Raw genomic sequence first — 26204 nt, 5'->3', positions numbered from 1 at the left:
GAATGAAACGGGTAACCATTCAAACTGCTTCCAAAACGTATGATGTGAAAATTGGAGTGGAAATGACGAATGAAATTGTATCTTTTATAAAAAAGACCTTCCCGCAAGTATCTAAACTGTGGATCATTGCGGATAAAGAGGTCTTCAACCTTCATGGAACAGCTTTCTCAGAAATTTTAAGTGAATCATTTGACGTAACGACTTATCTGGCTCCTAAAGGAGAACACGCCAAAAGCTTCGCCATTTATGAGGGTGCCATCACCCACGGTCTTTCTAATCATGTCGATCGCCGAGCCCTTGTGATAGCATTCGGAGGCGGAGCCATCGGAGATCTCGCTGGTTTCGTCGCTTCCACCTATATGAGGGGGATCCCCTTCATAGGTGTCCCGACAACGATTCTCGCTCATGATAGTGCTGTTGGCGGGAAGGTAGCGATTAACCATCCCCTTGGCAAAAACATGGTAGGGCAGTTTTATCAGCCTGAAGGTGTGTTTTTTGATTTAGATTACTTTACAACTTTGCCTGGAACTGAAGTGCTATCAGGATTTTCAGAAGTGATCAAGCATGCTTTCTTATCCGATCGATCCTTTTTACAAGAATTAATGCATTCGTTCCATTCTCCGGAAAAAATGGATAAACAATTTTTAACGGATTGCCTAATGAAAGGGATACGTGTAAAAGGGGATATTGTTTCAAAGGACGAAAGAGAGTCGAATATACGAGCTTTTTTAAACTTTGGACATACGTATGGGCACGCTGTAGAAAGTGCCAGCGGATACGGAAGTCGCACACATGGTGAATCGGTTATGATCGGGATGATCTTTGCTCTGTATCTTAGTGAACAGTACTGCGAACTTTCATTTAATCTACTTGAATTTATCAAATGGGTCACTACACTTGGCTACAATCTAAACATTCCATCTCATATCACATTTGAAACATTATATGAGGGAATGAGACATGATAAGAAATCCCAATATGGACATCCTGTTTTTGTGTTATTGAAGGATATTGGCGAGCCATTAATGGTGAAGGTATCTGTAGATGATTTAAGACGGGCAGATGAGTTTATCCGCCAGTTGTAAAACGTACTCTGGATTAATAAAAACCCGCAAGTACAAAAAGAGAGTGTTTAATAACAGGAGAAAAGGGAGTGGAAGAATGATCAGGGGAGTTCGAGGCGCCACTACAGCGGATTGTGATAATGATAAGGAAGTTCTCCTTTCAACTGAAAGTCTCTTAAAGGAAATGATTTTACATAATAATATTATGGCAGAGGATGTTGCATCTGTGTTTATTTCTGCCACCAGTGACATTGGGAGTGTATTTCCGGCAAAAGCATTAAGAAGGTTTGAAGAGTGGAAATATGTTCCTGTCATGTGTATGCAGGAGTTGGATGTCCCTGATGCATTGCCATATTGTATTAGAGTGATGATTCATTTAAATACATCTACACCTCAGAAAGACATCCAACATATTTATATGAAAAATGCAGTCAGCCTGCGTCCTGACTTGAAAGATACCCCGCCTATTTCAAATGAAAACGACCTGAAAGGAAGGTAAGCATGAAGTGGAGATCTCAGATTCAAAATCTTAAAGCATACCAGCCCGGGAAAACGATGGATGATGTGAAAGAACTATTCAATCTCGAGAAAGTAGTGAAGCTTGCTTCGAATGAAAATCCATTTGGATGTTCAAAGAACGTTGAAACCTTTCTCAAGACGAATGCTGTTTCACATGCGATTTATCCCGACGGCTATGCGAAGGAATTGCGAATGAAGGTGGCAGAGCAGCTATCTGTGGACCCTGGACAGTTACTTTTCGGGAATGGCTCGGATGAAGTGATTCAGATGATTTCAAGAGCATTATTAGATGGTGATAAGAGCACGGTTATGGCTACGCCGACTTTCCCTCAGTATAAGCACAATGCCATTGTTGAAGGAGCGGAAATAAGAGAAGTTCCCCTTGATTCAGCCGGTAGACATCAGTTAACCAAAATGCTTGCTGAAATTGATGAAACGACCTCAGTCGTTTGGCTTTGTTCACCAAATAATCCAACAGGTGAATATATTCGCAGTGAAGAGATCATCTCCTTCCTGGATGCGGTTCCTGAACACGTACTAGTCGTATTGGATGAAGCCTATTATGAATATGTTGTGGCCGGTGATTACTATGATTCATTGGAATTATTAAAATCGTACCCACAATTATTGATTACTCGTACTTTCTCAAAGGCTTACGGATTAGCCGGCTTTCGAGTAGGATTCGGAATTGCGAATGAAGATGTGATTAGGAAGTTAGAGCCGATCCGTGAACCGTTTAATAATAATGCTTTAGGTCAGGGAGCCGCATCCGCAGCCGTTCTGGACCAGGAGTTTATTAGAGAATGCAGGGAGCAAAATCGCAAAGGACTGGAGCAGTATTACCAGTTCTGCGAGGAACACGGCCTGAATTATATTCCATCACAAGCAAACTTCGTGTTAATCGATTTCGGTGTAAGCGGTGATGATGTGTTTCAATACTTAATGAGTAAGGGATTCATTGTACGGTCCGGAGAGGCCCTGGGATATCCTCATTCTGTGAGGGTAACGGTCGGCTCTCATGAACAAAATGAAGAGGTTATTGAGAGAATGAAGGAATTTTTAGACCTTCAAAAGCAAGTGTAAAAAGGAATGGATGGTCGGAACGGCTTAGTATTTTGAGCCCTTTCCGACTTTTTTCAAATCAACTGAGGGGGACAATCATGAAAGGGACGGTATTGGTCATTGGGATGGGATTAATCGGAGGCTCATTAGCACTCTGTATAAAGAGCGATCACCCCGATGCTACAATCATTGGACATGATGTTAATCATAAAGAGTTAAGGTTGGCGAGATCACTGGGAATTATCGATGAAATGTCACTATCTTTACAGTCTGCTGCTGAAAGAGCGGATCTCATCATTATTTCTACACCAGTTTTTCAAACTGAAAAGATCATTGCACAGTTTCAATCTTTCGCGTTAAAAGAAACAGTGATCATTACCGACACGGGGAGCACAAAAGAACAAATTATGAAGTGCTCCGAAGAACTGACTACTAAAGGAATTCAGTTCATTGGTGGACACCCAATGGCAGGTTCTCATAAAAGCGGTGTAGCAGCAGCTAAAAAAATCTTATTTGAAAATGCCTTCTATATGCTTACTCCAGGTTCTGGTGCTACTGGTGAAAAAGTAGAAGAACTTCAAGAATGGCTAAAAGGAACGCGTGCCAAATTTCTGATTGTAGAACCCAGGGAGCACGATGAATTAACGGGTACGATCAGTCATTTTCCACATATTGTAGCGGCATCTCTTGTTCATCAAGCGAAAGAGTCATCTGTACAGCACCCTTATTTGCGGAGGCTCGCTGCTGGAGGATTCCGTGATATCACGCGGATTGCCTCTTCTAACCCGACGATGTGGAAGGATATTACGCTTCAGAACAGAGCGGTTTTGCTTTCGCTTCTCAAACAGTGGAAAACAGAGATGGATGAAGTCATCACCATTATTGAAGAGAAGGACTCACAGGGAATCTTTGATTACTTCACAGAAGCGAAAACGTTTCGCGATGATCTTCCCATTCAGGAAAAAGGGGCCATCCCTTCGTTCTATGACTTATTTGTTGATGTTCCTGATTATCCAGGGGTGATTTCTGAGGTTACTGCTTACCTTGCCGGTGAAAACATAAGCTTAACAAACATAAGAATCCTGGAAACGAGAGAAGATATTTACGGAGTATTAGTCATCAGCTTTCAAACACTTGAAGATAGAGAAAGGGCTTTACACTGCTTAAATGAAAATACGGGTTATGAATTATTCTTAGGGTAAAGGGTGATAAGGATGGAAGGAAAAAAGAAATTAATGAACCCCCAAAAAGGTCTTAATGGGGAACTCAATGTTCCTGGGGATAAATCTATTTCACACCGGGCTGTTATGTTTGGTTCAGTTGCGGAAGGGAAAACCGTTATACATAATTTTCTTATGGGAGAGGATTGTTTAAGCACGATTGAGTGCTTCCGTAAGTTAGGCGTCGATATCAGAGTAACAGATGAGGAAGTGATTGTTTCAGGTGAAGGCTGGGATCATTTATCAGAACCACAGGACATTCTGGATGTGGGTAATTCAGGTACCACTACTCGTCTTATTATGGGGATATTGGCAGGGAGACCTTTTCATTCAATCCTTATTGGAGATGACTCGATCGCGAAACGCCCAATGAAAAGAGTGACAGAACCATTGAAAAAGTTCGGGACTAAAATAGACGGTCGTTCAGAAGGCAACTATACTCCTTTATCAATCCGCGGGGGTGACCTCAAAGGGATTAAATACACATTGCCTGTAGCGAGTGCACAGGTGAAGTCAGCACTCTTGTTGGCAGGGCTCCAGGCCGAAGGTACAACTGAAATTCAAGAACCTGAAAAAACAAGAAACCATACAGAAAAAATGATTATCGAATTTGGTGGCCATATTGAAAGGCATGGAGATACAATCAAGGTAAAGGGCGGTCAGGTGTTAAAAGGAACTGAAGTTTATGTTCCCGGGGATATTTCCTCAGCAGCCTTCTTTATGGTAGCCGCTGCGATTGTGCCGAATAGTAGAGTGCTCCTGAAAAATGTCGGTCTTAATGAAACCCGTGTGGGGATTGTTGAAGTGATGAAGAAGATGGGGGCATCCATAGAAATAATGGAGAGTTCAAAAACTGGAGAACCGATAGGGGACATCCTGGTGGAATCTTCAGATCTTACGGGAATTGAAATTGGTGGAGACCTGATCCCATCGTTGATTGATGAGATACCTGTTATCGCCTTGTTAGCTTCCCAGGCAAAGGGAAAGACGATCATTAAGGATGCACAGGAGTTAAAGGTTAAGGAAACAAATCGGATCGATGCCATTGTACAAGAGCTTGGAAACCTAGGTGCTGACATTCAAGGAACTGAGGACGGCATGATCATCGAAGGCAAAACGCCATTGCACGGTGGGGAGGTCCATTCCTGGGGAGATCATCGGATTGGAATGACTCTGGCTGTAGCTTCTTTAATAACAAATTCTGACGTTATTCTTGAAGGTGCGGATGCAGTGAACATATCGTATCCAACTTTCTTTGAGCATATAAACAAGTTGTTAAAGAAATAATGTACATGATTCCTTTTGGGAGGTGTTCGGACTATGGTTTAGCCCGAACACCTCTCCTTTTATATGATTGCATAGCATGATTTCATCCCTTCTTTCATAGCTTGTCTATAAAGGAAGGTGATGGTGATTTGAGTACGTATATTATTGAAAACGCGAATTGGGTTAAAGATTCCAAGATCACTCAAACTTCTTTACTCGTTAAAGACGATAAAATATCGGCCATAAGAGACAGGTTTTCTTATTATCGGTACATGAGGATGGATGTTTCATCTTTCATGATGACTCCCGGACATGTAATGTGTGATTTAGAGGTGCCTGAAGGAACTGATTTTCTTTCAATAAAGAATTATTACCTGGATGAATTTATCCACAAAGGTTGTACTACTGTCCTGACGGCATTTACATTAGGGTACGAATACGAATTCTTAGCTAAATTGAATGAACGCAAAACGTCCTTGTTAAATAGTCCTCTTGATTACACGATTGGGTTAAAAACATCCGCAAATCTTATTACCCCTGCAGTCATTCGGTCGTGTAAAAGACATAAAGTTCCCGTTGTCTGGATTGACATTAATGAAATAGATCTATTCAAGAAAATTCGCTGGGGATGGATCAAAGGATTTTTATATGATTATCCTATTACTTTTGTCCCTTTTTTTACGACAAATATAGACATAAAAACAAAAATGAAGCATCTTAAAATATGGCAAAATACGATGGAAAACGAGAAAATTCCTCATCTTTCAAATGAAATCCCGCAAAAAGAACCATTGAGGCTTAAAGAACTGAAGAAAATTGGAATATATCCCCTTAGAGGAAATTTTTTGGTGGGTGGAGAAATAAGTTATAACCTCTATATGAATATCGAAGGTGAGAATGGTGCTGAGCCCTCTGCATTTAAAACTGACCAACATGTGCTAAAATGTACAATGAATAAAGGAAAATGTTTTTACTTAAATAATAGAGGCTATTATTATCCTGGTGCTGGTGAAGAACTATTCATTCAAACACCCGGGTACTTTATTTAAAGACTATTAGCTTTTTTATAGAAAGGGATTGACCATGTCATACGCTGAACGAATGTTATCTTCATTAGAAGAAGGGAAATTGGACGAAGCAAAGAAACAGTATAAGCAAGCATTGGAGTTTGGAAGTCATGAAGAAAAATTCAGCCTGGCTGAAGAATTACACCATTTAGGGTTTCTTGAGGAAGCAAAAGAGTTGTATGAAAATCTGCTGGAATATTACCCGGGAGAGGGAGAACTCCTGATCGAGCTCGCAGAAGTGATGGTGGAGATGGATAATGAAGAAGAGGCGATAGACAAACTCGCACAATTGGATGAAGAAGACCCCACATATCCAAGAGCATTGCTCCTTTTGGCAGATCTGTATCAAATGCAGGGTTTATTTGAAGTTAGTGAACAGAAGCTTTTACAAGCCAAGAAGTTATTACCAGATGAGCCTGTCATTGATTTCGGCCTGGGGGAATTATACTCTGAAACAGGCAGGTTCCTGGAAGCGATAAGACATTATCATGCCCTCATTCAGAAAGGCACGACTGAGCTGGGTGGAACCAATGTCCATCAAAGGTTAGCTGAAGCTTATAGTGTAGGGGGAGCCTTTGAAGAAGCATTGACACATTACGAAAAAGCTCTTCAAGATCACCTGGAAATCAATACACTATTCGGATATGCCGTTACTGCATATCAGGCTGGATTCTATGAAAAAGCCATAGAAAAGTTTATTTCGGTAAAAGAGCTGGATCCGGAATATCATTCGGTGTATTTATTATTAGCCAGATCCTATGAACATGAAGAAAAGCTGCAGGAAAGCCTGGAAACCATTCAAGAGGGCGTAAAACAGGATGAATACAACAAGGAGCTGAATTTGTTTGGTGGGAAAATTTCCTTAAAGCTTGGGCTGGAAAAAGAGGCAGAGACATTTTTCAGAGAAGCTTTAGCCTTAGATCCAGGTTATGTTGAAGCAGCTTTAGTCATAAATAAATTGTTCTTTACGCAAGATCGATTTGAGGATGTATTGGAGATCGCCCAGATGCTTAAGGTTGAAGGGGAAGAAGAGCCGCAAATCAACTGGGATCTTGCAAAGGCCTATGAGGGGCTTGAACAATTTAATCATGCATTAAAACAATACCGTATTGCATATACTTACTTTAAGAATCATCAAGAGTTTTTACTAGAGTACGGACAATTTCTAGTAGAAGAAGGACTCAGAGGTGAAGCGGTAGAAGTATATAAACACCTGATTGAAATGGATCCTTCAAATGACGAGTGGCAGGACCTGATTGAAAGATTACAAGACTAAACGAAACGACGTCGGTGGTACAAAGGGATTTGGCTGGCGTGTAAACATGAAATCACCTTAGAGTTGCTAACGTTTTTAAGCTGTATGTCAAAAGGAAAACGGACCTAAACTAAAAAGGATTCTGCAGAGGAGGGAAAACCATGACCACCCCTGTTTCTGTCAACGAGAAGAAAGAATTTATTCGCTGGTTTTTAAACCGATATCAATTAAAAAGAAGAGAATGTGTGTGGATACTGAATTATCTGATGAGTCATGATCAATTAATGAAAAAAGTTCATTTTGTTGAAGAATCTCAGTACTGTCCAAGAGGTCTTGTGATGTCCACGCATTGTGTTGAGGATGTGCCATTCCGATTCTATAAAGAGAACATCATGACAACTGATGCGGAGAAGTCATTTCACGATATTCGATTAAATAAGGACGAAGATATTTATATTCAATTGAACTTCAGTAAGGCAAATTCAAGTTATCAATTTGCAGCAGTACTTGAAGAAAACCCTTTTATGCCGAAGTATCTTTTGATTAATGAAAAAGACAGGATTGTTGCCGAACAATTCCTCAAAGACAGTTTGCAAACCTTTCAACGTGATCGATTGCTAAAGGCCATAGATCAGGCTCTTGATACCGGTGATGAAAAATCCTTCAAGAAATTAACCAAAGAATTGAATAGCTTAAGCTAAAAGCTCGAATGAAGAGAAAGGTACATCTCTTCATTCGAGCTTTATTTGCAGGTTCAGATAAATAGGAAGAAGGTTTATGGAGCATACTATTAAAAAAGTGAAATCGCTTTTAAACGAGTGTTATAAAGTGATATGATGGGAAGTGAAAATGAAAGAAGAAACGAGGGTTTTACAATGAATTGGAACGTAAAAGATATTGAAGTCTTTGAATCTGAAAAAGAATACATAGATACTGCCGTCATTCCGATTGTTCCTGTTGATTTCCTAAAGGATATCAAGACGTCCGCAGCACAATCCGAATTCATCACACTGCTTACCTTTCACCTTGAAAGACAATTTAAAGGCAGGATGATCATGACACCTCCATTTACGTATACTATGTCTGCTTCCAGAGAAAATGAGGTTTCAAGATTAACCCAATGGGCCGAAGAATTAAGTGCCAGCGGAGTGAAGCATACGTTCTTTCTTACATCGGACAGTGAATGGAAAAAGGTAGAGGGGAAATTGCATGACCGCTTGATTTGGGTGCCCTCTATACCGCTTGAGCATTTAGATGAACAGTACAAACATTCCATCATGGAAGATCAAGTGAAACAGCTCTTAAATGTGATTGTACAAAAATGGCAAAAAAATTCATAAAAACTTCACATTGTGTCCATCATTTAGATTAGAGAGTTATTGACCTTGTATAGAGTTTAATATATCATAGTTATGTCCTAGTTTTATATTTGTGCGAAATATGTCCGATGGACTTACCTTACGATAGAGGGGGGAAAAGGATGAGCAAACATCGTGTATCTAGACGTCAATTCCTTAACTATACACTTACGGGTGTAGGCGGTTTCATGGCGGCAGGAATGTTAATGCCGATGGTTCGATTTGCTGTAGATCCAGTATTAAAAACTTCAGCTGCTGGAGAATTTAAAGCGACAAAGCAAAAAGTTTCAGAATTAACAAATGAACCAGTACGTGTCGATTTCTCTTATGAACAAAAAGATGCGTGGTACACATCAGAAGTAACACAAACTGCATGGGTTTATAAGAACAAAGAGGGGAATGTTGTTGCTCTTTCACCAGTATGTAAGCATCTTGGATGTACTGTTAACTGGGCGGGAGACAAGAGTAACCCAAACAAGTTCTATTGCCCTTGTCATGGTGGTCTGTATGAGAAAAACGGGAAAAATGTTCCTGGTACACCACCGACAGCACCGTTGGATGTATATCCAACAAAAGAAAAAGACGGTATTTTATACCTTGGACAACCTGAACCAAATAAATATGTTAAGTAAGGGGGCGTAATCTGTGCTGAACAAAATCTATGATTGGGTTGACGAGCGTTTGGACATTACGCCTTTGTGGCGCGATATTGCGGATCACGAAGTACCTGAACATGTAAACCCGGCGCATCACTTTTCAGCGTTTGTTTACTGCTTTGGTGGATTAACATTCTTCGTTACCGTAATTCAAATTTTATCTGGAATGTTCCTGACAATGTACTATGTTCCAGATATTAAAAACGCTTGGGAATCTGTGTATTACCTGCAAAATGAAGTTGCATTTGGACAAATTGTCCGTGGAATGCATCACTGGGGAGCTAGTTTGGTTATCGTAATGATGTTCCTACATACACTACGTGTCTTCTTCCAAGGTGCATACAAAAAACCTCGTGAATTGAACTGGGTTGTTGGAGTACTTATTTTCTTCGTAATGTTAGGACTTGGTTTCACTGGTTACTTATTACCGTGGGATATGAAAGCGCTATTCGCTACGAAGGTTGGTATTGAAATCGCAGCTGCTACACCATTTATCGGTGAGCAAGTGAAGATCTTACTCGCAGGAGATTCTTCTATCATTGGTGCACAAACACTAACGAGATTCTTCGCTATTCATGTATTCTTCCTGCCTGCAGCATTGCTTGGACTAATGGGAGCTCACTTCCTGATGATCCGTAAGCAAGGTATTTCAGGACCACTATAAGATACGAACATAAATTAATAAACCTTAAATTAGAAGGAGGGGGACGCTATGCATCGAGGAAAAGGGATGAAGTTTGTAGGGGACTCACGTGTACCTGCAGACAGAAAGCCGAATATTCCTAAAGATTATTCGGAGTTCCCTGGAAAAACAGAGGCTTTCTGGCCAAACTTCTTACTAAAAGAATGGTTAGTTGGAGCTGTTTTCCTAATCGGTTATCTATGTTTAACGGTTGCTCATCCATCACCGTTAGAGCGTGTTGCCGATCCAACAGATACTGGATATATTCCATTACCTGACTGGTATTTCTTATTCTTATACCAATTACTTAAATACACATATGCATCTGGACCTTATAATGTTATTGGAGCATTCGTAATTCCTGGAATCGCATTTGGAGCCCTTTTACTTGCTCCATTTATCGACGTAGGACCTGAACGTCGCCCAACTAAACGCCCATTTGCAGTAGGATTCATGTTATTGGCACTTGCAGCAACATATTTCTTGACTTGGGAATCAGTTGTGACTCATGACTGGGAAGCAGCGAAAGAACAAGGTAAGATCCAGGCTGAAGTAGATATCGATAAAGAATCTGAAGGATATAAAATCTATGCAGACCAGAAAAATGGTTGTATTAACTGTCATGGTGAAAATCTGCAAGGTGGAGCAGGACCTTCTTTAGTTGCAACAGGCCTCTCACCTGAAGAAGTAGCGGATATTGCTAAAAACGGTAAACCACCAGGCATGCCTGCAGGGTTATTTAAAGGATCAGACGAAGAGCTGGACAAACTGGCTGAATTCATCTCTGGTTTAAAAGAATAAACAATGAAAAAGGGCCGGCTTACGTTGGCTCTTTTTTTCTACTTGAAAGAGAGGATTAAATATATGCTCTGGATCATGTCCATCTTGAAGAATAAAACGTTTATATGGTTGCTTCTCATTGTGAATTTGTTTGGCACTATTTACGGTTATATATGGTATATCCCTCAACTACGAAATACTCCCTCGCAATTTTTAGTGTTTGTTCCCGACAGCCCGACAGCCAGTCTGTTTTTTTGTTTTGTTCTCTTAGCATTTTTACTGAATCGCAATTGGCCACTATTTGAAGTGTTAGCCATTATCACGCTATTTAAATACGGGATATGGGCTGTGGTAATGAACTTGTTGACACTGTGGGTTTCCGGTGATTTACCTTGGGAGGGCTATATGCTCATGGCGTCACATGGAGCAATGGCTTTACAAGGGATATTGTATTCTTCCTTTTACCGAGTGAGGATTTGGCACATTATAGTCGGTGCCGTATGGACTGTACATAATGACATCATCGATTACGTATATATGCAGTTTCCCGTTTACTCCAGTTTGTCTATGTACATACAGCATATTGGATACTTCACTTTTTGGTTAAGTATTGTCTCGATCGCTATCGCTTATTTCTTCACGCAAAAAACGAAACGGTTAGATATTCAAGTTAGGCCATAGTCTTTTTTTGGTCTACTCTTGTCCACCCTTTCATAAACTTTACTAGAAGTTTTAGGGGGGACAAGTATGAAATTTATCCAATTCTTTATCGCGCTTTTCTTTTTTCTCATTTTAATACCTCACCCATTAAATGCAGTAGAGTCGACGTCTCCGATGAACGAGCTTGATGAAGTTGCAGACCAGGCCTTACAAATGACAAAGGCTGGAAGATATGAAGAAGCGAAACATCTACTGGTTTATTTCTCTGATGAATTTGCGTCTTTGAGTGCCCAACGCTCTTTTTCAATGGATGAGCTTAGAATTCTCACCATCTCACATAATCTGGCAGTGGAGAGTATCAATCAGACCTCTGCTGACATGGAGCAGAAGGTGAACGCCGTTACAAAGTTCCGCCTTGTGATGGATGCTTTAAGCAGTCAATATCAGCCTTTGTGGGTCGAAATGGAAGACCCGATCATGGAAGCGTTTAATGGAGTGAAGTCGGCAGCGGAAGATGGAAATGTAGATGAATACCATACCACATTGAATGTGTTTTTATCGAAATATAATATTATTCAACCAAGTATCAAATTGGATATTCCGGTAGAACGGGCTCAAGCGCTGGAAGCAAGAATTTCTTACTTAGATCATTATAGGCAAGACGTGTTGGAAAGCACAGAAACAATGAACGAGTTAACATCATTGGAAACGGACCTTGAGAAGCTATTTGAGAATAAACAAGAGGATGAAGCAGATCCTTCCCTCTGGTGGGTGATCATATCAACCGGCAGTATCATTGTCTCTACATTATCTTATGTAGGTTGGAGAAAATATAAAGGACTAGGGGAAGCGAAAAAGTCAGAGCGTCAAAAAAATTGACAGCGCGCTTTTAGCACTATAAAATTTAGGTATCTAAACATCTGGAGGTTATTGCGATAATGGCAGGATTTTTAATTTACTTTTTACTCATTGCTCTGATTCCAATTGGAGCTCAAATGAGAGTAAAGAGTACGTTTAAGAAATATTCAAGAGTAGCCACCACTTCAGGTATGACTGGCAGGGAGATGGCTAGAAGGATTTTGGACGACAATGGATTACACAACGTGAAGGTCGTGGAAGGCAGAGGGTTTTTAAGTGACCATTACAACCCGATTACAAAAACGGTTGCATTGTCACCGGATAACTATCACGGACATTCTGTAGCGGGAGCAGCTGTGGCGGCCCATGAAGTCGGCCATGCGATTCAAGATGCTGAAAGCTATGCATTTCTACGATTCCGTCATGCGTTGGTTCCAGTAGCGAACATAGGCTCCAATATGTCCTGGATCTTCTTATTGATCGGGATGTTCACTCAAATGACAGGGATGTTCCTCCTGGGTATCATTCTGATGGCAGCTGGGGTCGTGTTCCAATTGATCACTCTTCCTGTAGAATTCAATGCTTCTTCCCGGGCTATGAACCAAATCGTTTCACTTGGACTGATCCGGAATGAAGAAGAACGACATGCACGTAAAGTATTGAACGCCGCGGCAATGACATATGTAGCTGCTGCAGCAGTTGCGGTTATTGAATTACTTAGACTTGTATTAATCTTTACTGGCATGAATGGTGACGATTGATTCTAAATAAAGAAGAAGCTGGACTCAATACTAGGGTCCAGCTTCTTTTTGTATGATGAAGATGCAGGTAGGTGATTGAATACCTTTTAGTCATGTAAAGGATTCTTATCTGCGTCTAACGTAAATCCTTCGCCAAGTACGTCATGTACGACGGTGACGGAGACGAATGCGTGTGGATCGACGCTTGTGATAATATTTTTCAGGCGGACGATTTCATTTTTCCCGACCACACAGTAGAGCACTTCCCGGTTTTGTTTCGTGAACGAACCATGCCCTCTTAACACGGTTACTCCCCGATCCATTTTTTCATTGATGACACTTGCGATTTCTTCATGGCTGTCGGAAATGATCATAGCTCCTCTGGCTGAGTATGCCCCTTCCTGCATAAAGTCAATGACCCTTGCCGCCACGAATACAGCGACCAGTGTATACATGGCTTCCCTGTATTCCAGGTACGTGATGAGAGATGCTCCAATGACGATGGCGTCAAACATAAACATCGTTTTCCCCATGCTCCATCCTATGTACTTATGGGCGAGTCGGGCGATGATATCCACGCCACCTGTCGTACCGCCATATCTGAAAATTATCCCCAGTCCAACCCCGATGAAAACCCCTGCAAATAATGCAGCAAGAAACAGATCGCCTTCCAGGTTGATCGTCATTTGATATCTTTGGAAAATCCATAGAAATACAGAAAGACTGACGGTTCCGAGTACAGTATAATAAAAAGCTTTCTTTCCGAGAAGCTTCCAGCCTAAGAAAAATAGGGGTATATTTAAGGCCAGGTTGGAGTAAGACGGATCAATGTCAAATAAAAAGTAAAGGATGAGTGTTATACCGGTAAACCCGCCTTCAGCCAATTTATTTTGGATATTAAAATGGACAAGACCAAATGCGAAGATAGCTGACCCCAACAGGATGAATAATATATTTTTTATACGTAATCCCAACATGTGTGCTCCCTCCTTCTATTCGTATTATCTCGTTGACAGAGACATTATATAAGAAGAGAAACAAACTGGCAATGAAGAGTTAATAAATCAAACGTAATATTTGTCAAACGGGAAGGATTTAGCTAACATGATAGGAGATACTGAAGGAGTGTGGCTTCTTATGGATAATAAAAAAACGATGGATCAATTACAAAAGGAAGTAGACCAATACATAAGTCAGTTTAAAGAAGGTTATTTCAGTCCATTGGCAATGGTTGCGAGGCTCACCGAGGAGCTGGGTGAACTGGCGAGAGAAGTGAATCATTATCATGGAGAAAAACCTAAGAAGAATTCAGAAGAAGAAAAAACGATTGAAGAAGAACTGGGGGATTTATTGTTTGTGGTCATCTGCCTGGCAAACTCCCTGGATATCAGCCTGGAAGAGGCTCACGATCGTGTGATGCATAAATTTAATACAAGAGATAAAGATCGCTGGACAAGAATTGAAGGTAGGGATGAAGATGGAACAAATTAACGTCACGATTGCAGGACCAAGAGGAAGAATGGGGAAAGAAGCGGTTCAGTTAGTAAGGGATACTGAACATTTTACGCTTATTAGTGTGATTGATTACAAGGAAGAAATAGATATTGATGTACCGGTGTACGCTGATATTGAAACATGCTTTCAAAATCAAACCCCACATGTGCTTATCGATTTAACGACTCCAGAGGTAGGTTATCACCATACGAAAACCGCCCTTGAATACGGCGTTAGACCCGTGGTGGGGACGACAGGTTTTTCTACTGATGAATTAAATGAACTCAAGACCCTTGCGGAATCAAAGTCATTGGGATGTATCATCGCTCCTAACTTTGCAATCGGTGCAGTGCTCATGATGAAATTTTCCCAAATGGCAGCTAAGTATTTTAATGATGTCGAAATCATTGAATTACATCACGACCAAAAACTGGATGCTCCTTCAGGGACTGCTCTGAAAACAGCAGAAATGATCAGGGAAGTGAGAGAATCGAAGCAGCAGGGACACCCAGATGAAAAAGAAACGCATTCTGGTGCAAGGGGAGCGAATGTTGACGGCATGCATATCCATAGTGTCCGCCTGCCGGGATTAATTGCTCATCAACAGGTGATGTTAGGGGCGGAAGGTCAGACATTAACAATCCGACATGACTCTTTTAACCGGGGAAGCTTCATGTCAGGGGTGAAAGTTTCCGTTGATACGGTCATGAAGCTGGATACACTTGTTTACGGGTTGGAAAATATATTAGATTAAAGGGTGAGTGTTATGAATATCGCATTAATAGCTCATGATAAGAAAAAAGATGATCTGATTCGTTTTGTATTGGCTTATAAGTCGATAATTGAGAAACACGCTCTTTATGCCACTGGAACAACGGGAAAGAGAATCGGGGAAGAAACGGGATTATCTGTCCATCGTTTCAGGTCAGGTCCACTGGGGGGAGACCAGGAGATAGGTTCTTATATTGCCAATAATAATATGGATCTTGTCCTGTTTTTTAGAGACCCTTTAACAGCTCAGCCTCATGAACCTGATGTATCTGCACTAATCAGACTATGTGATGTGTATTCAGTTCCATTAGCGACCAATATGGGAACCGCAGAAGTATTGGTAAAAGGGCTTCAAAGAGGAGATATCGAGTGGCGGAGTGTGGTAAAGGATAAGGAGGAGTAATGTGGATCAACAAGTAGACATCCTCGCATTTGGCGCACATGCCGATGACGTGGAGATCGGTATGGGGGGCACCCTTGCAAAATATGCGGCAGAAGGAAAGAAGATTGTGATTTGCGATCTCACAGAAGCCGAGCTTTCATCAAATGGAACCGTTTCTTTGCGTAAAGAAGAAGCAATGTCAGCTGCACATATATTAGGTGCCTGCAAGAGGGAGACCTTGGATGTTTCTGATAGAGGCATTTACATAACAGATGAAAATATACAGAAAGTGGTTAACGTGATCAGAATGTACAAGCCGAAAGTGATATTTGCTCCCTACGAGCAGGATCGCCATCCTGATCATGGGAATGCTTCACGATTGATCAAAGAAGCTTTTTTTTCAGCTGGAATTCGGAAATTTCATGCCACAACTCCGGCACATAAAGCGGATAATCTGTATTTTTATATCATCAACGGCTTTCATAAACCTCAATTTGTAGTGAATATTGAGGCATTTATGAATACAAAGATTCATAGCTTAGAGGCATATACGAGCCAATTTAACCAAGGATCTGAAGGAGTGTCCACTCCTTTAACTGAAGGGTACATAGAAGCGGTTGAAGCGAGGGAGCGAATGATGGGGAAAGAAGCGGGCTTACGTTATGCAGAAGGATTCTTTTCCTATAACACCCTAATATTGCATCAAGATTTGTTAGGAGATTAATGGTATGAAAATGAAAATAGGTATTACCTGCTACCCGACTGTTGGAGGCTCTGGCGTAGTAGCAACAGAGCTTGGGAAATTATTAGCAGAGAGAGGTCATGAAATTCACTTTATCACCTCGAGCATTCCATTTCGGTTAAATAAAATGTATCACAACATCTATTTTCATCAAGTGGAAGTGAGTCAGTATTCAGTGTTTCAATATCCGCCTTACGATATAGCACTGGCGAATAAGATGGCAGAAATTACGGAGCGTGAGAACCTGGACATCCTTCATGTACATTATGCGATCCCACATGCAGTCTGTGCCATTTTGGGTAAACAAATGTCTGGTAAAGATGTGAAGATTGTCACCACCTTGCACGGCACCGATATTACCGTACTTGGTTATGACCCTTCTTTAACAGGAGCGATTCGATTCGGGATCGAAAAGTCTGACGTGGTCACCGCGGTTTCTTCCGCATTAGTGAAACAAACCAATGACTTGATACAGCCGGATAAGGACATTCAAACGGTCTATAATTTCATAGACGAAAGAGTATACAAGGCAGTAGATTCCCAGCATCTTAGAAATGAATATGGGATTAAGGACAATGAAAAAGTCATTATTCATGTTTCCAACTTTCGTGGGGTGAAAAGAGTAAAGGATGTTGTAGCAGCATTCAATCTTATACAAAGTGAGATTCCAGCCAAGCTTCTCCTTGTGGGGGACGGACCTGAAATGACGGTGATATGCAGACAGGTGGGAGAACTAGGACTAGAAGATCGAGTTTTGTTCCTTGGAAAACAGGATAACTTAGAAGAGCTTTATTCGCTTAGTGATATTAAGCTGCTGCTTTCAGAAAAAGAAAGTTTCGGTTTAGTTGCCCTGGAGGCTATGGCTTGCGGCGTGCCGAGCATTGGAACAGATGTAGGAGGCATTCCGGAAGTCATTGAGGACGGATACAACGGCTTTATATGTGAAGTCGGGAACGTTGCACAAGTGGCAGAAAAGTCTCTGCTGTTGCTGAAAGATGAAACACTTCACAAGGAACTCTCGGAACATGCACTACAAACGGCCCGAACAAAGTTTCACTCCAGCAAAATTGTCGAAGAGTATGAACGGATCTACAAAGAGCTTCTATCATGATAAAGTCGGAAGGAAAAGATCCTAGTAAAGCAGGTGTTAAAAATGTTACCGAGTATTTTCCAACAAGCCGTACCGGTTTTAAAGAAGATTGAAAGGGCGGGATTCGTTGCCTATTTCGTTGGTGGATCCGTCAGGGATCACTTCCTGAGTCGGCCGATTAATGACGTAGATATCGCAACGTCTGCCTATCCACAAGAAATAAAGGAGATATTTCCGCGAACAATTGATATCGGCATAGAACACGGAACCATTCTGGTCATTGATGAGGGCAGGGAATATGAAATCACGACATTCAGGACTGAATCTGCCTATGCGGACTTTAGAAGGCCGGATAAGGTAGAATTCATCCGCTCATTAGAAGGAGATCTGGAGCGCCGTGATTTTACCATGAATAGTATGGCCATGGATGCTGAGGGTAAAGTATATGATCCCTTTAAGGGCCTCGAAGACATACATAATAGAGTGATCCGGACCGTGGGATCACCGGATTTACGGTTTACTGAGGACGCTCTTCGTATGATGAGGGGAGTGCGCTTTGTCAGTCAATTAGGCTTCAAGGTCGAGCCTGTTACACTGAATGCATTAGAAGAGCACTCCAGCCTTCTTGAGCATATAGCCGTAGAAAGAAAGACGATGGAGTTCGAGAAGATTGCGGGAGGTAAATGGAAACGAGAGGCACTTTCCCTCCTGGTCCGTACCAACCTATATACTGAACTCCCTCATTTAACTCAACACAAAGAAACTCTTCAACAAGTTGCGGATCTTCCTCGATTAGAAGACATAAATAAGGACCAAGCATGGTTACTTCTTTTGTATATTGGGGATATTGATACCCAGGATTTTCTCAAAGACTGGAGGCTCCCGACGAAAACGATACGGGAACGTTCGAAGGAGCTTGGAATTTTAAAGGAAAGAAGGAAGTCCGGCTGGTCTAAGCCTTTGCTTTATCGTGCCGGCCTGGAAGCAGCGGTTAATGTTGAGAAAGTCCATGAATGCATAGAATCCAAACCCGTTTCTTCTATAGAAAACGTGAAAGAAGAATATCAATCATTAGCGATTACATCGAGACAACAACTGGATGTAACAGGAGAGGACTTAATGATATGGGCGAACAAAAAGGGTGGTCCATGGATGAAAGAACTTTTGGCTGAAATTGAATGGGCGATTATAACCGATGCAATCCATAACGATAAAGAAACGATAAGGAGGTGGCTACAGACATGCAATCGACTATAAAGAAGAAACTGCTTCACGCTTTGTCTGAATCGGATCAGGAATTTTTATCAGGACAAGCACTGGCTGATATAGCAGGGTGTTCAAGAACGGCTATTTGGAAGCATATTGAAGAACTTCGTAAAGAAGGTTTTGTGTTAGAAGCCGTACGAAAAAAAGGGTATCGAATCATTGAAACCCCTGATAGTGTGACAGAAAGTAAGATCCGTTTAGGATTACAAACGAAAACCCTAGGCAGAGTGATCCACTATGAAGAGTCGGTTCAAAGTACACAGCGCATCGCTCATGTGCTTGCGGGCGACGGTGCATCAGAAGGTACATTGGTCATTGCTGATGAACAAACTGCCGGAAGAGGCAGGTTAATGAGAGAGTGGCACTCATCAAAGGGAACGGGAATATGGATGAGTCTGATCTTAAAGCCCCTTCTTCCACCCCAAAAGGCCCCACAGTTTACACTCATTACTGCCGTTGCCGTCGTTCAAGCGATCGAGGAAGTAACAGACCTTCATCCGCAAATCAAATGGCCGAATGATATTCTAATCGATGGAAAGAAAGTGACGGGGATTTTGACGGAGCTGCAGGCTGAATCTGATAAAATAAACTCCATTATTATCGGGATCGGCATGAATGTAAATCACACGAAGGAACACTTTCCTGATGAACTTCAGAAGATTGCAACCTCACTGGCTATAGAACAAGGAGAACCTTTATCAAGATCAGAAATTGTTCAAAAGGTGTTAGAACGAATCGAAGCCCTATATTCTATTTATATGAAGGAAGGCTTTACTCCGGTCAAGCTGTTATGGGAGAGTTATGCAATCAGTATCGGTAAGAAAATCCGTGCCCGTACCATCAATGGAACGATTGAAGGAAGGGCACTCGGGATAACCGATGAAGGAGTTCTGAAGATCGAAGACTCAGCAGGGACCGTTCATCAGATTTATTCTGCAGATATTGAAGTGAATATTTAAATGAAACCGGGATAGAGGCTATTCGATTGCTTCCATCCCGGTATTTTTATGGTATAATCTCATTGGGCAGTATCCTTGGAACTGCACCCCTATACGTTCAGCTTTTAATAACTTCAATACAATTTCTGCCTTGATCCATTGTGGACTGGGACAGAGGGTCGAAACAATGATACTAAACACTTATGATCCTTCTGTCATTTATTCAGGAGGTTTTTTTATTTGTGTAATGAAAGTGCTTTCATTTCGTTTCGTCACCTCTGACTGAAAAGAAGGAGGACATTATGAAACAAACAACAGATTTTCTTAAGATGAAGAATAAGAAAGAAAAGATTTCCATGCTTACAGCGTATGATTTTCCAAGTGCCAAGATAGCGGAGGAAGCGGGAATTGATGTCATCCTTGTTGGTGACAGCCTCGGAATGGTTGTATTGGGTTACGACTCAACGGTACCTGTTACAGTTGAAGATATGATCCATCATACGAAAGCCGTAAAAAGAGGGGCGAGAGATACCTTTATCGTCACTGATATGCCGTTTATGTCCTACCATTTGTCAAGGGATGAAACTCTTAAAACAGCGGCTCAGATTCTTCAACAGGGAGGCGCTCACGCTGTGAAGGTAGAGGGGGGAGATCATGTGGTTGATCGTATCCATTCCCTTACAAGTGCCGGCATACCCGTTATGGCTCATTTAGGTTTAACGCCTCAATCCGTCGGTGTCCTTGGAGGATATAAAGTACAAGGGAAAACAGCCGACACAGCCAAAAAGTTGATCGATGATGCCATAAAATGTGAACAGGCAGGTGCCTTTGCTCTTGTGTTAGAGTGTGTACCAAAGCAAATAGCCAAAGAGATTTCAGCAGCATTAACGATTCCGACCATTGGAATTGGTGCAGGCAGTGAAACAGATGGCCAAGTGTTAGTGTTCCACGATCTTGTAACATACGGGGTGAATCGTGTGCCTAAGTTTGTTAAACAATACAGCAACGTATCAGAAGCCATTCATATCAGCATAAAAAACTATATAGAAGAAGTTAAAGGGGGGAGCTTCCCATCTGATGACCATTCCTTCACGATGCGGGATGAAGAATTGGATGCTCTCTATGGTGGAATGAAAAAATGAAAGTGATAACGACCATACAAGATCTGCAAGCTTCGATACAACAAGTAAAGAATTCAGGTTCCTCTATCGGATTTGTCCCTACAATGGGATACCTTCATGAAGGGCACTTGACTCTGGCGGAGGAAGCGGGTAAGAACAACGATACTGTCGTGATGAGTATCTTTGTAAACCCCCTGCAGTTCGGTCCGAATGAAGACTTCGACCGCTATCCTCGTGATGTTGAAAGAGATACGGAGTTAGCAAAGAATGTCGGGGTTGATATACTCTTTATTCCTGAAGTAGTAGATATGTATGATGGGAAACAATCTGTAACCTTGAGTGTGATAGAGCGGGTAGAAGTACTGTGCGGACGAAAACGGGAAGGTCATTTTGACGGAGTAGTAACCGTCCTGACTAAATTGTTTCACCTTATTCAGCCGACCAGAGCGTATTTCGGGCTGAAGGATGCCCAGCAGATTGCAGTAGTGGAAGGGTTAGTAAGGAATTATTTCTTTCCGGTGGAAATTGTGAGGGTGCCTACCGTCAGGGAAGAGGATGGCTTGGCGAAAAGCTCAAGAAATGTTTATCTATCAAAAGGAGAAAGAAGGGAAGCTCCTTCACTTTATCAAAGTCTGATAGAAGCAAAAAATCGTATTGATGCCGGAGAGAGAGACCCCGATTCGATTATTTCCATGATTTCAATGAACGTTCAAGAAAATACCTCTGGAAAAATCGATTATGTGGAAGTGTACTCCTTTCCTGAGCTAGCGGAACTGTCCAGATTACATGGTGAGATCATTATAGCTTTGGCAGTTCAATTTCAACAGGCCAGATTAATTGATAATATAATCATCAGTGTAGAACCAGAGGAGGATTCAAATGTTTAGAACGATGATGAGTGGGAAAATCCACAGAGCGACTGTAACAGAAGCGAACTTGGATTATGTGGGAAGCATTACCATCGATCAGGATATATTAGATGCAGTCGGAATGATGGCGAATGAAAAGGTTCAGATTGTCAACAACAACAATGGAGCCCGCCTGGAGACTTACATTATACCAGGTGAAAGAGGAAGCGGCGTCATATGTTTGAACGGCGCCGCTGCAAGACTTGTGCAAAAAGGTGATATTGTCATCATCATATCGTATAAACTGATAGCTGAAGAAATGGTCCATGATCATATCCCCAAAGTAGCTATCATGGGAGAGAATAACCGTATCATTGACATGATCGGAACAGAACCTGAAGCGACAATTCTATAAAAGAAAGCGGCAAGTCTCCTCATTTGTGAATAGGAGACTTGCTTTTTTGTTTATGGTACACTTATTTAGAAATCATAAGAGTATGATGCAGGATCTAAATAAAGGCAGTGAAGAACATGTACCCATTTAAACTCGTTGTTATCGATCTTGAAACAACAGGGAATTCTCCTAAAAAGGGAGAAAAAATCATTCAACTATCAGCGGTTATTATAGAAAGCGGAAAAATCATTGATCAATTTACATCATTTGTTTCACCTGGAAAACCGATTCCTGCGTTTATTGAGGAATTGACGGGGATCAATGATGATATGGTCAAGGACGCTCCAGCTTTTCATGAAATTGCACCGAAAATACTTGAGCTTCTGAATCATGGCGTTTTTGTTGCTCACAACGTTCAATTCGATCTATCATTTCTTCAAGCAGAACTGGAAGATGCAGGATATAATCCATTTACGGGTCCTAGCTTCGATACAGTAGAATTAGCTAAAGTGGTCTTACCATCAGCAGACAGTTTTAAGCTGACGGAATTATCCAATTCATTGGAATTAAGCCACGTAAGGCCTCACCAGGCAGACAGTGATGCCTATGTGACAGCCGAAATTCTTCTTTATTTTATTGAAGAATTGTCAAAGCTGCCCTTAGTCACACTCGAAAATCTTCACAAGCTTTCACGTCATTTGAAAAGTGATCTTTCCTTATTGTTTGACAGAATTGTGAGTGAGAAACAAAAACACGTAGAGGATCTTCCACGACAGTTAGAGGTGTATCGAGGACTGGCTCTTCGGAAGAAAGATGCTTCAAAGAAAGATGTTCCACCTATTGAAGAGCTCCATGTTGATGAACCTGATATAGAAGAACACTTGGCACAATATGTTCCCTTCTATGAGAAGAGAGTGCAGCAAATGGAGATGATGGATGAGATTCAACATGCTTTTCATGAATCCCGGCATGTGGTCATAGAAGCGGGGACAGGGGTTGGCAAGTCACTGGGGTACTTATGGCCTGCGGTCATGTTTGCCAAGGGCTCTCATGAAAAAGTGGTCATCAGTACATACACCATCCAATTGCAAGAGCAATTACTTCATAAAGAAATTAAATTATTGGAAAAAATAAGCCCTACACCATTCAGAACCGTACTACTAAAAGGGAAAAATCATTACATAAACCTGTTCAAGTTTGAACAGTCTCTCAGGGAAGATGAGTCTCAATATGACGTAGTACTGACAAAGATGCAAATTCTGGTATGGCTTACACGAACAGAGTCCGGTGATATGGATGAACTTAACCTTACTTCCGGGGGGCAGTTGTTCTGGAATCGTCTAAAACATGACGGATGGCACTTACCTCATACGAAAGATCCCTGGGTGGGGAAAGACTTCTATCTTTTCGCAAGAAAGAGTGCTCAAGAAGCAGATATCATCATTACAAATCACTCAATGCTTCTGACTGATATTGTGAAGGAAAGCAGCATGCTGCCTCCTTACGATTACTTAGTGATAGATGAGGCTCATCATCTGGAGAAGTCAGCAAGACAGCATCTTGGAGTTGTAATGGATTATCTCTCCATTAAGTTTAGTACTTCCCAGTTAGGAACTCTGGACCAAAAACAGTTGTTCTATCGACTTGATCAGCTTATTTCCAACCATTCAGTTCAAATGAATACCCACTCATTTGAATTGAATTCTCGTATTAGTCAGTTTTACATTGATTTAGAAGAGGCCATCGGAGTGTTGACGAGCGTTTTCTATAAGAAAGCCAAAAAGAGAACCGGGGTACAAAAAATACAGCTGAGAATTACGGACGAAATGAAGAAGAGCAGCTACTTCCAACCTGTACTCATGTCCATGGAACGGGTTATTTCAGGAATGAAGTTTGTGGAAAAGGAGTTTCAGCAGATTCTGGAGACAATCAAGGATAAGAAGATCAAGCTGCAGGATAAAGAAAAAGCCTTGATTGAAGAATTCTACAGCTTTTTAGTGGATTGGGCAGAGTTGAGAATGAATTTTCAAACCGTCTTTTTAAGAGAAATGAACAACCATGTTCTCTGGTTAGATGGAGATACAAGATCATTACCGAATAGTCTTTCTATCCAAGCTCAACCAGTTACCGTCAATCGTAATCTTCAAGATGAGATCTTTGCCAAAAAGAAAAGTGTCGTCCTTACTTCAGCTACCCTGACCGTCAGCGGGTCTTTCAATTACTTCTTAAACGAGATTGGACTCATAGGTCAAGGGGTAAAGCAGTTACAGCTTACTTCTCCTTTTGACTACAATGAAGTTTCCAGATTGTTCGTCCCAACAGACGTCCCTGAAATTCAGCAAGTTCAAAGTGAAGAGTATATTGAAGCAATAAGCTCGCATTTAATTGGAGTGGCTCAAGCGACTAAAGGGCGAATGCTCATCTTATTTACGTCTTACGATATGTTAAGGAAAACGTATGAGCTGATGAAAGAAAGTGGATTATTAGAGGAATATGTATTAATGGCACAAGGAATCACATCAGGAAGTCGTACACGGCTGACAAAGAACTTCCAGCGATTTGACAAGGCGATTTTATTTGGAACGAGTAGTTTCTGGGAGGGTGTAGACATTCCAGGAGAAGACCTGTCTTGTCTTGCCATGGTCAGACTTCCATTTTCACCACCTGACGAGCCTGTCAATCAGGCAAAATCAGATATCCTCAAGGCCCAAGGGAAGAACCCGTTTTCTTCTCACTCTTTACCCGAAGCGATTATTCGGTTCAAGCAAGGGGTAGGAAGGCTGATTAGAAGAAGCAGTGATCGGGGAATCGTGATTGTATATGACCGAAGAGTGATGACGACAAGGTACGGTAAGGCTTTCTTGCAGTCGATTCCTTCAATGGAACTAAAAGAAGGAGATTTATTTGATTTGGTTTCATGGATTGAAGATTGGCTCTAGACTAAACTTCAGTGATAAATTTTACTCTTTAACACAACCTAAAGAGTAGATGTGAAAACTGGAGGATTGAAAATGAGAGTGATCTTTTCGGTAATGCTGACTTTTTTCCTTGTCATTTCAAATGCCTATGGAATGAAAGTGCCTCAGGTGGATTTACATGTATCACATGAGGAGTATGCGATTAGTTTTCTTCCTGTTTTAAAAGGGGAGGTAGCAGTTCTTCATTTAGCTTCCGGGAAAAATTATTTAATTAATACCGGACCCCTTCAGGAAAGTAAACAATTATATTATTATTTGAATCAAATGCATATTGACAACATTAAGGGAATCATCCTCACGGAAAAAAGAGAAGTGCATGAGGATATGATTACTGAACTTGATAAGAAGTACTCCATAAAAGAAATAATAACGGGTAGATCCCTGGCTGAAGCAATACAGAAAAAAGGTTCCTTTACGATACACACGATTACAGAAGATCAGTCATACCCGCTTTCAAAAGAATTAGCATTAAATGTGATGCATGAAGACAATGACAAAGGAGAGGGATTGGACTTTTCCATTACCTTCTTCCATCATCGCTTTTTGTGGCTGAGCTCACAATCATTGCATTCTGAAAAGGTTTTACTTACAAAACCCCTAAAGAACGTCAATATTGTCAAAATACCTCTTCATTCTAAATCGGAAAGCATGTCTCACAGTCTTCTGAAGCATATCGATCCTCAAACGGCTTTACTGTACCGTTCTAAGGAAAGGCTTCTTAATGGTGAAATGCTCGAAGCCATCAACGAGGCGTGGATTGATCTGTATTTAACTGGGCAACATGGATTGATCGCCATCAAATTTAATAAGCGAAACTACGAAGTACTTACCTTTGATCAAGAAGATGGAGTGTTTAAAGAAGAGGACGGAACACACTAATGCTGAAAGAAAGAAAGTCAGGCTGACAACGCTGTCAGCCTGAACGGAGTGTGGATTAGAATATAGTTTTTTCGGATACGCTCTACCATAATAGCCATTAATGTTGTTATAATG

Annotated in this window: 29 protein-coding genes; 27 read left to right on the top strand and 2 right to left on the bottom strand. The window is 41.2% G+C overall.

What is annotated here, in order from left to right; genetic code table 11:
* The first annotated feature begins 2 nt into the window (after positions 1-2).
* From aroB to DET59_RS16385, 15 genes are all read left to right on the top strand, one after another.
* Entirely contained in the window at positions 3-1085 is a 1083-nt protein-coding gene (gene aroB / locus DET59_RS16455; protein ID WP_113970704.1) for a 3-dehydroquinate synthase, read from the top strand.
* Positions 1086-1161: 76 nt separating this feature from the next.
* On the top strand, positions 1162-1563 hold the full coding sequence (aroH, locus tag DET59_RS16450) for a chorismate mutase (RefSeq protein ID WP_113970703.1): 402 nt from the start codon (positions 1162-1164) through the stop codon (positions 1561-1563).
* Positions 1564-1565: 2 nt separating this feature from the next.
* On the top strand, positions 1566-2666 hold the full coding sequence (gene hisC / locus DET59_RS16445) for a histidinol-phosphate transaminase (RefSeq protein ID WP_113970702.1): 1101 nt from the start codon (positions 1566-1568) through the stop codon (positions 2664-2666).
* A gap of 77 nt (positions 2667-2743) precedes the next feature.
* On the top strand, positions 2744-3847 hold the full coding sequence (locus tag DET59_RS16440) for a prephenate dehydrogenase (RefSeq protein ID WP_113970701.1): 1104 nt from the start codon (positions 2744-2746) through the stop codon (positions 3845-3847).
* Positions 3848-3859: 12 nt separating this feature from the next.
* On the top strand, positions 3860-5152 hold the full coding sequence (gene aroA / locus DET59_RS16435; protein WP_113970700.1) for a 3-phosphoshikimate 1-carboxyvinyltransferase: 1293 nt from the start codon (positions 3860-3862) through the stop codon (positions 5150-5152).
* A 257-nt stretch (positions 5153-5409) separates the two neighbouring features.
* Complete coding sequence (locus DET59_RS16430) at positions 5410-6180, top strand: hypothetical protein (RefSeq protein ID WP_181778206.1); 771 nt, start codon at positions 5410-5412, stop codon at positions 6178-6180.
* Between the two features lie 34 nt (positions 6181-6214).
* Complete coding sequence (locus DET59_RS16425; RefSeq protein WP_113970698.1) at positions 6215-7474, top strand: tetratricopeptide repeat protein; 1260 nt, start codon at positions 6215-6217, stop codon at positions 7472-7474.
* A gap of 140 nt (positions 7475-7614) precedes the next feature.
* A complete protein-coding gene (locus DET59_RS16420; protein WP_044336344.1) occupies positions 7615-8154 on the top strand; it encodes a ReoY family proteolytic degradation factor in 540 nt (179 codons plus the stop codon).
* Positions 8155-8328: 174 nt separating this feature from the next.
* Positions 8329-8793 carry a YpiF family protein gene (locus tag DET59_RS16415; protein WP_113970730.1) on the top strand — a complete coding sequence of 155 codons (465 nt, stop codon included), beginning with the start codon at positions 8329-8331 and terminating at the stop codon, positions 8791-8793.
* A gap of 140 nt (positions 8794-8933) precedes the next feature.
* Positions 8934-9443, top strand: a complete 510-nt coding sequence (locus tag DET59_RS16410; protein WP_044336348.1) for a QcrA and Rieske domain-containing protein — start codon at positions 8934-8936, stop codon at positions 9441-9443.
* Positions 9444-9456: 13 nt separating this feature from the next.
* The gene (gene qcrB, locus DET59_RS16405; protein WP_044336350.1) at positions 9457-10131 is read left to right on the top strand and encodes a menaquinol-cytochrome c reductase cytochrome b subunit; all 675 of its coding nucleotides are present in this window, start codon (positions 9457-9459) and stop codon (positions 10129-10131) included.
* A 48-nt stretch (positions 10132-10179) separates the two neighbouring features.
* Positions 10180-10950 carry a menaquinol-cytochrome c reductase cytochrome b/c subunit gene (locus tag DET59_RS16400; protein ID WP_113970697.1) on the top strand — a complete coding sequence of 257 codons (771 nt, stop codon included), beginning with the start codon at positions 10180-10182 and terminating at the stop codon, positions 10948-10950.
* A gap of 63 nt (positions 10951-11013) precedes the next feature.
* Entirely contained in the window at positions 11014-11610 is a 597-nt protein-coding gene (gene lhaT, locus DET59_RS16395; protein WP_113970729.1) for a lipoprotein heptaprenylglyceryl N-acetyltransferase LhaT, read from the top strand.
* A gap of 66 nt (positions 11611-11676) precedes the next feature.
* The gene (ypjB, locus tag DET59_RS16390) at positions 11677-12468 is read left to right on the top strand and encodes a sporulation protein YpjB (RefSeq protein ID WP_113970696.1); all 792 of its coding nucleotides are present in this window, start codon (positions 11677-11679) and stop codon (positions 12466-12468) included.
* A 59-nt stretch (positions 12469-12527) separates the two neighbouring features.
* Positions 12528-13208 carry a zinc metallopeptidase gene (locus tag DET59_RS16385; protein WP_113970695.1) on the top strand — a complete coding sequence of 227 codons (681 nt, stop codon included), beginning with the start codon at positions 12528-12530 and terminating at the stop codon, positions 13206-13208.
* An 86-nt stretch (positions 13209-13294) separates the two neighbouring features.
* Here DET59_RS16385 and DET59_RS16380 read toward each other — a convergent pair whose 3' ends face one another.
* Positions 13295-14164 (bottom strand): YitT family protein, encoded by an 870-nt coding sequence (locus tag DET59_RS16380; RefSeq protein WP_113970694.1) that lies wholly within the window; start codon positions 14162-14164, stop codon positions 13295-13297.
* Positions 14165-14264: 100 nt separating this feature from the next.
* Between DET59_RS16380 and DET59_RS16375 the strand changes: the two genes are divergently transcribed.
* Genes DET59_RS16375 through DET59_RS16345 form a run of 7 tightly spaced genes read left to right on the top strand, consistent with a single transcriptional unit; the run spans position 14265 to position 19891 of the window.
* Positions 14265-14678 (top strand): nucleotide pyrophosphohydrolase, encoded by a 414-nt coding sequence (locus DET59_RS16375; protein ID WP_220154070.1) that lies wholly within the window; start codon positions 14265-14267, stop codon positions 14676-14678.
* Positions 14665-15435 (top strand): 4-hydroxy-tetrahydrodipicolinate reductase, encoded by a 771-nt coding sequence (dapB, locus tag DET59_RS16370; protein ID WP_113970693.1) that lies wholly within the window; start codon positions 14665-14667, stop codon positions 15433-15435. The genes DET59_RS16375 and dapB overlap by 14 nt, the downstream gene beginning before the upstream one ends.
* Before the next feature lie 12 nt (positions 15436-15447).
* Positions 15448-15855, top strand: a complete 408-nt coding sequence (gene mgsA / locus DET59_RS16365) for a methylglyoxal synthase (protein ID WP_113970692.1) — start codon at positions 15448-15450, stop codon at positions 15853-15855.
* Position 15856: 1 nt separating this feature from the next.
* A complete protein-coding gene (bshB1, locus tag DET59_RS16360; protein WP_113970691.1) occupies positions 15857-16558 on the top strand; it encodes a bacillithiol biosynthesis deacetylase BshB1 in 702 nt (233 codons plus the stop codon).
* Between the two features lie 4 nt (positions 16559-16562).
* Positions 16563-17687, top strand: coding sequence for an N-acetyl-alpha-D-glucosaminyl L-malate synthase BshA (gene bshA, locus DET59_RS16355; RefSeq protein WP_113970690.1), 1125 nt, complete (start codon positions 16563-16565; stop codon positions 17685-17687).
* 42 nt (positions 17688-17729) lie between these two features.
* Positions 17730-18923 carry a CCA tRNA nucleotidyltransferase gene (locus tag DET59_RS16350; RefSeq protein WP_113970689.1) on the top strand — a complete coding sequence of 398 codons (1194 nt, stop codon included), beginning with the start codon at positions 17730-17732 and terminating at the stop codon, positions 18921-18923.
* Complete coding sequence (locus DET59_RS16345) at positions 18908-19891, top strand: biotin--[acetyl-CoA-carboxylase] ligase (RefSeq protein ID WP_113970688.1); 984 nt, start codon at positions 18908-18910, stop codon at positions 19889-19891. The genes DET59_RS16350 and DET59_RS16345 overlap by 16 nt, the downstream gene beginning before the upstream one ends.
* Positions 19892-19909: 18 nt before the next feature.
* Here DET59_RS16345 and DET59_RS21760 read toward each other — a convergent pair whose 3' ends face one another.
* A complete protein-coding gene (locus DET59_RS21760) occupies positions 19910-20071 on the bottom strand; it encodes a hypothetical protein (protein ID WP_181778205.1) in 162 nt (53 codons plus the stop codon).
* A 101-nt stretch (positions 20072-20172) separates the two neighbouring features.
* Between DET59_RS21760 and panB the strand changes: the two genes are divergently transcribed.
* From panB to DET59_RS16320, 5 genes are all read left to right on the top strand, one after another.
* Entirely contained in the window at positions 20173-21012 is an 840-nt protein-coding gene (gene panB / locus DET59_RS16340) for a 3-methyl-2-oxobutanoate hydroxymethyltransferase (protein WP_113970687.1), read from the top strand.
* Entirely contained in the window at positions 21009-21878 is an 870-nt protein-coding gene (panC, locus tag DET59_RS16335; RefSeq protein WP_113970686.1) for a pantoate--beta-alanine ligase, read from the top strand. The genes panB and panC overlap by 4 nt, the downstream gene beginning before the upstream one ends.
* The gene (panD, locus tag DET59_RS16330) at positions 21871-22254 is read left to right on the top strand and encodes an aspartate 1-decarboxylase (RefSeq protein WP_113970685.1); all 384 of its coding nucleotides are present in this window, start codon (positions 21871-21873) and stop codon (positions 22252-22254) included. The genes panC and panD overlap by 8 nt, the downstream gene beginning before the upstream one ends.
* A 116-nt stretch (positions 22255-22370) precedes the next feature.
* The gene (gene dinG, locus DET59_RS16325) at positions 22371-25172 is read left to right on the top strand and encodes an ATP-dependent DNA helicase DinG (protein WP_113970684.1); all 2802 of its coding nucleotides are present in this window, start codon (positions 22371-22373) and stop codon (positions 25170-25172) included.
* 72 nt (positions 25173-25244) lie between these two features.
* Entirely contained in the window at positions 25245-26090 is an 846-nt protein-coding gene (locus DET59_RS16320) for an MBL fold metallo-hydrolase (RefSeq protein ID WP_113970683.1), read from the top strand.
* Positions 26091-26204 lie beyond the last annotated feature (114 nt).

This window comes from Rossellomorea aquimaris (assembly GCF_003315075.1).
Classification (GTDB): domain Bacteria; phylum Bacillota; class Bacilli; order Bacillales; family Bacillaceae_B; genus Rossellomorea; species Rossellomorea aquimaris_C.
This window is presented reverse-complemented; position numbering and strand designations above follow the sequence as displayed.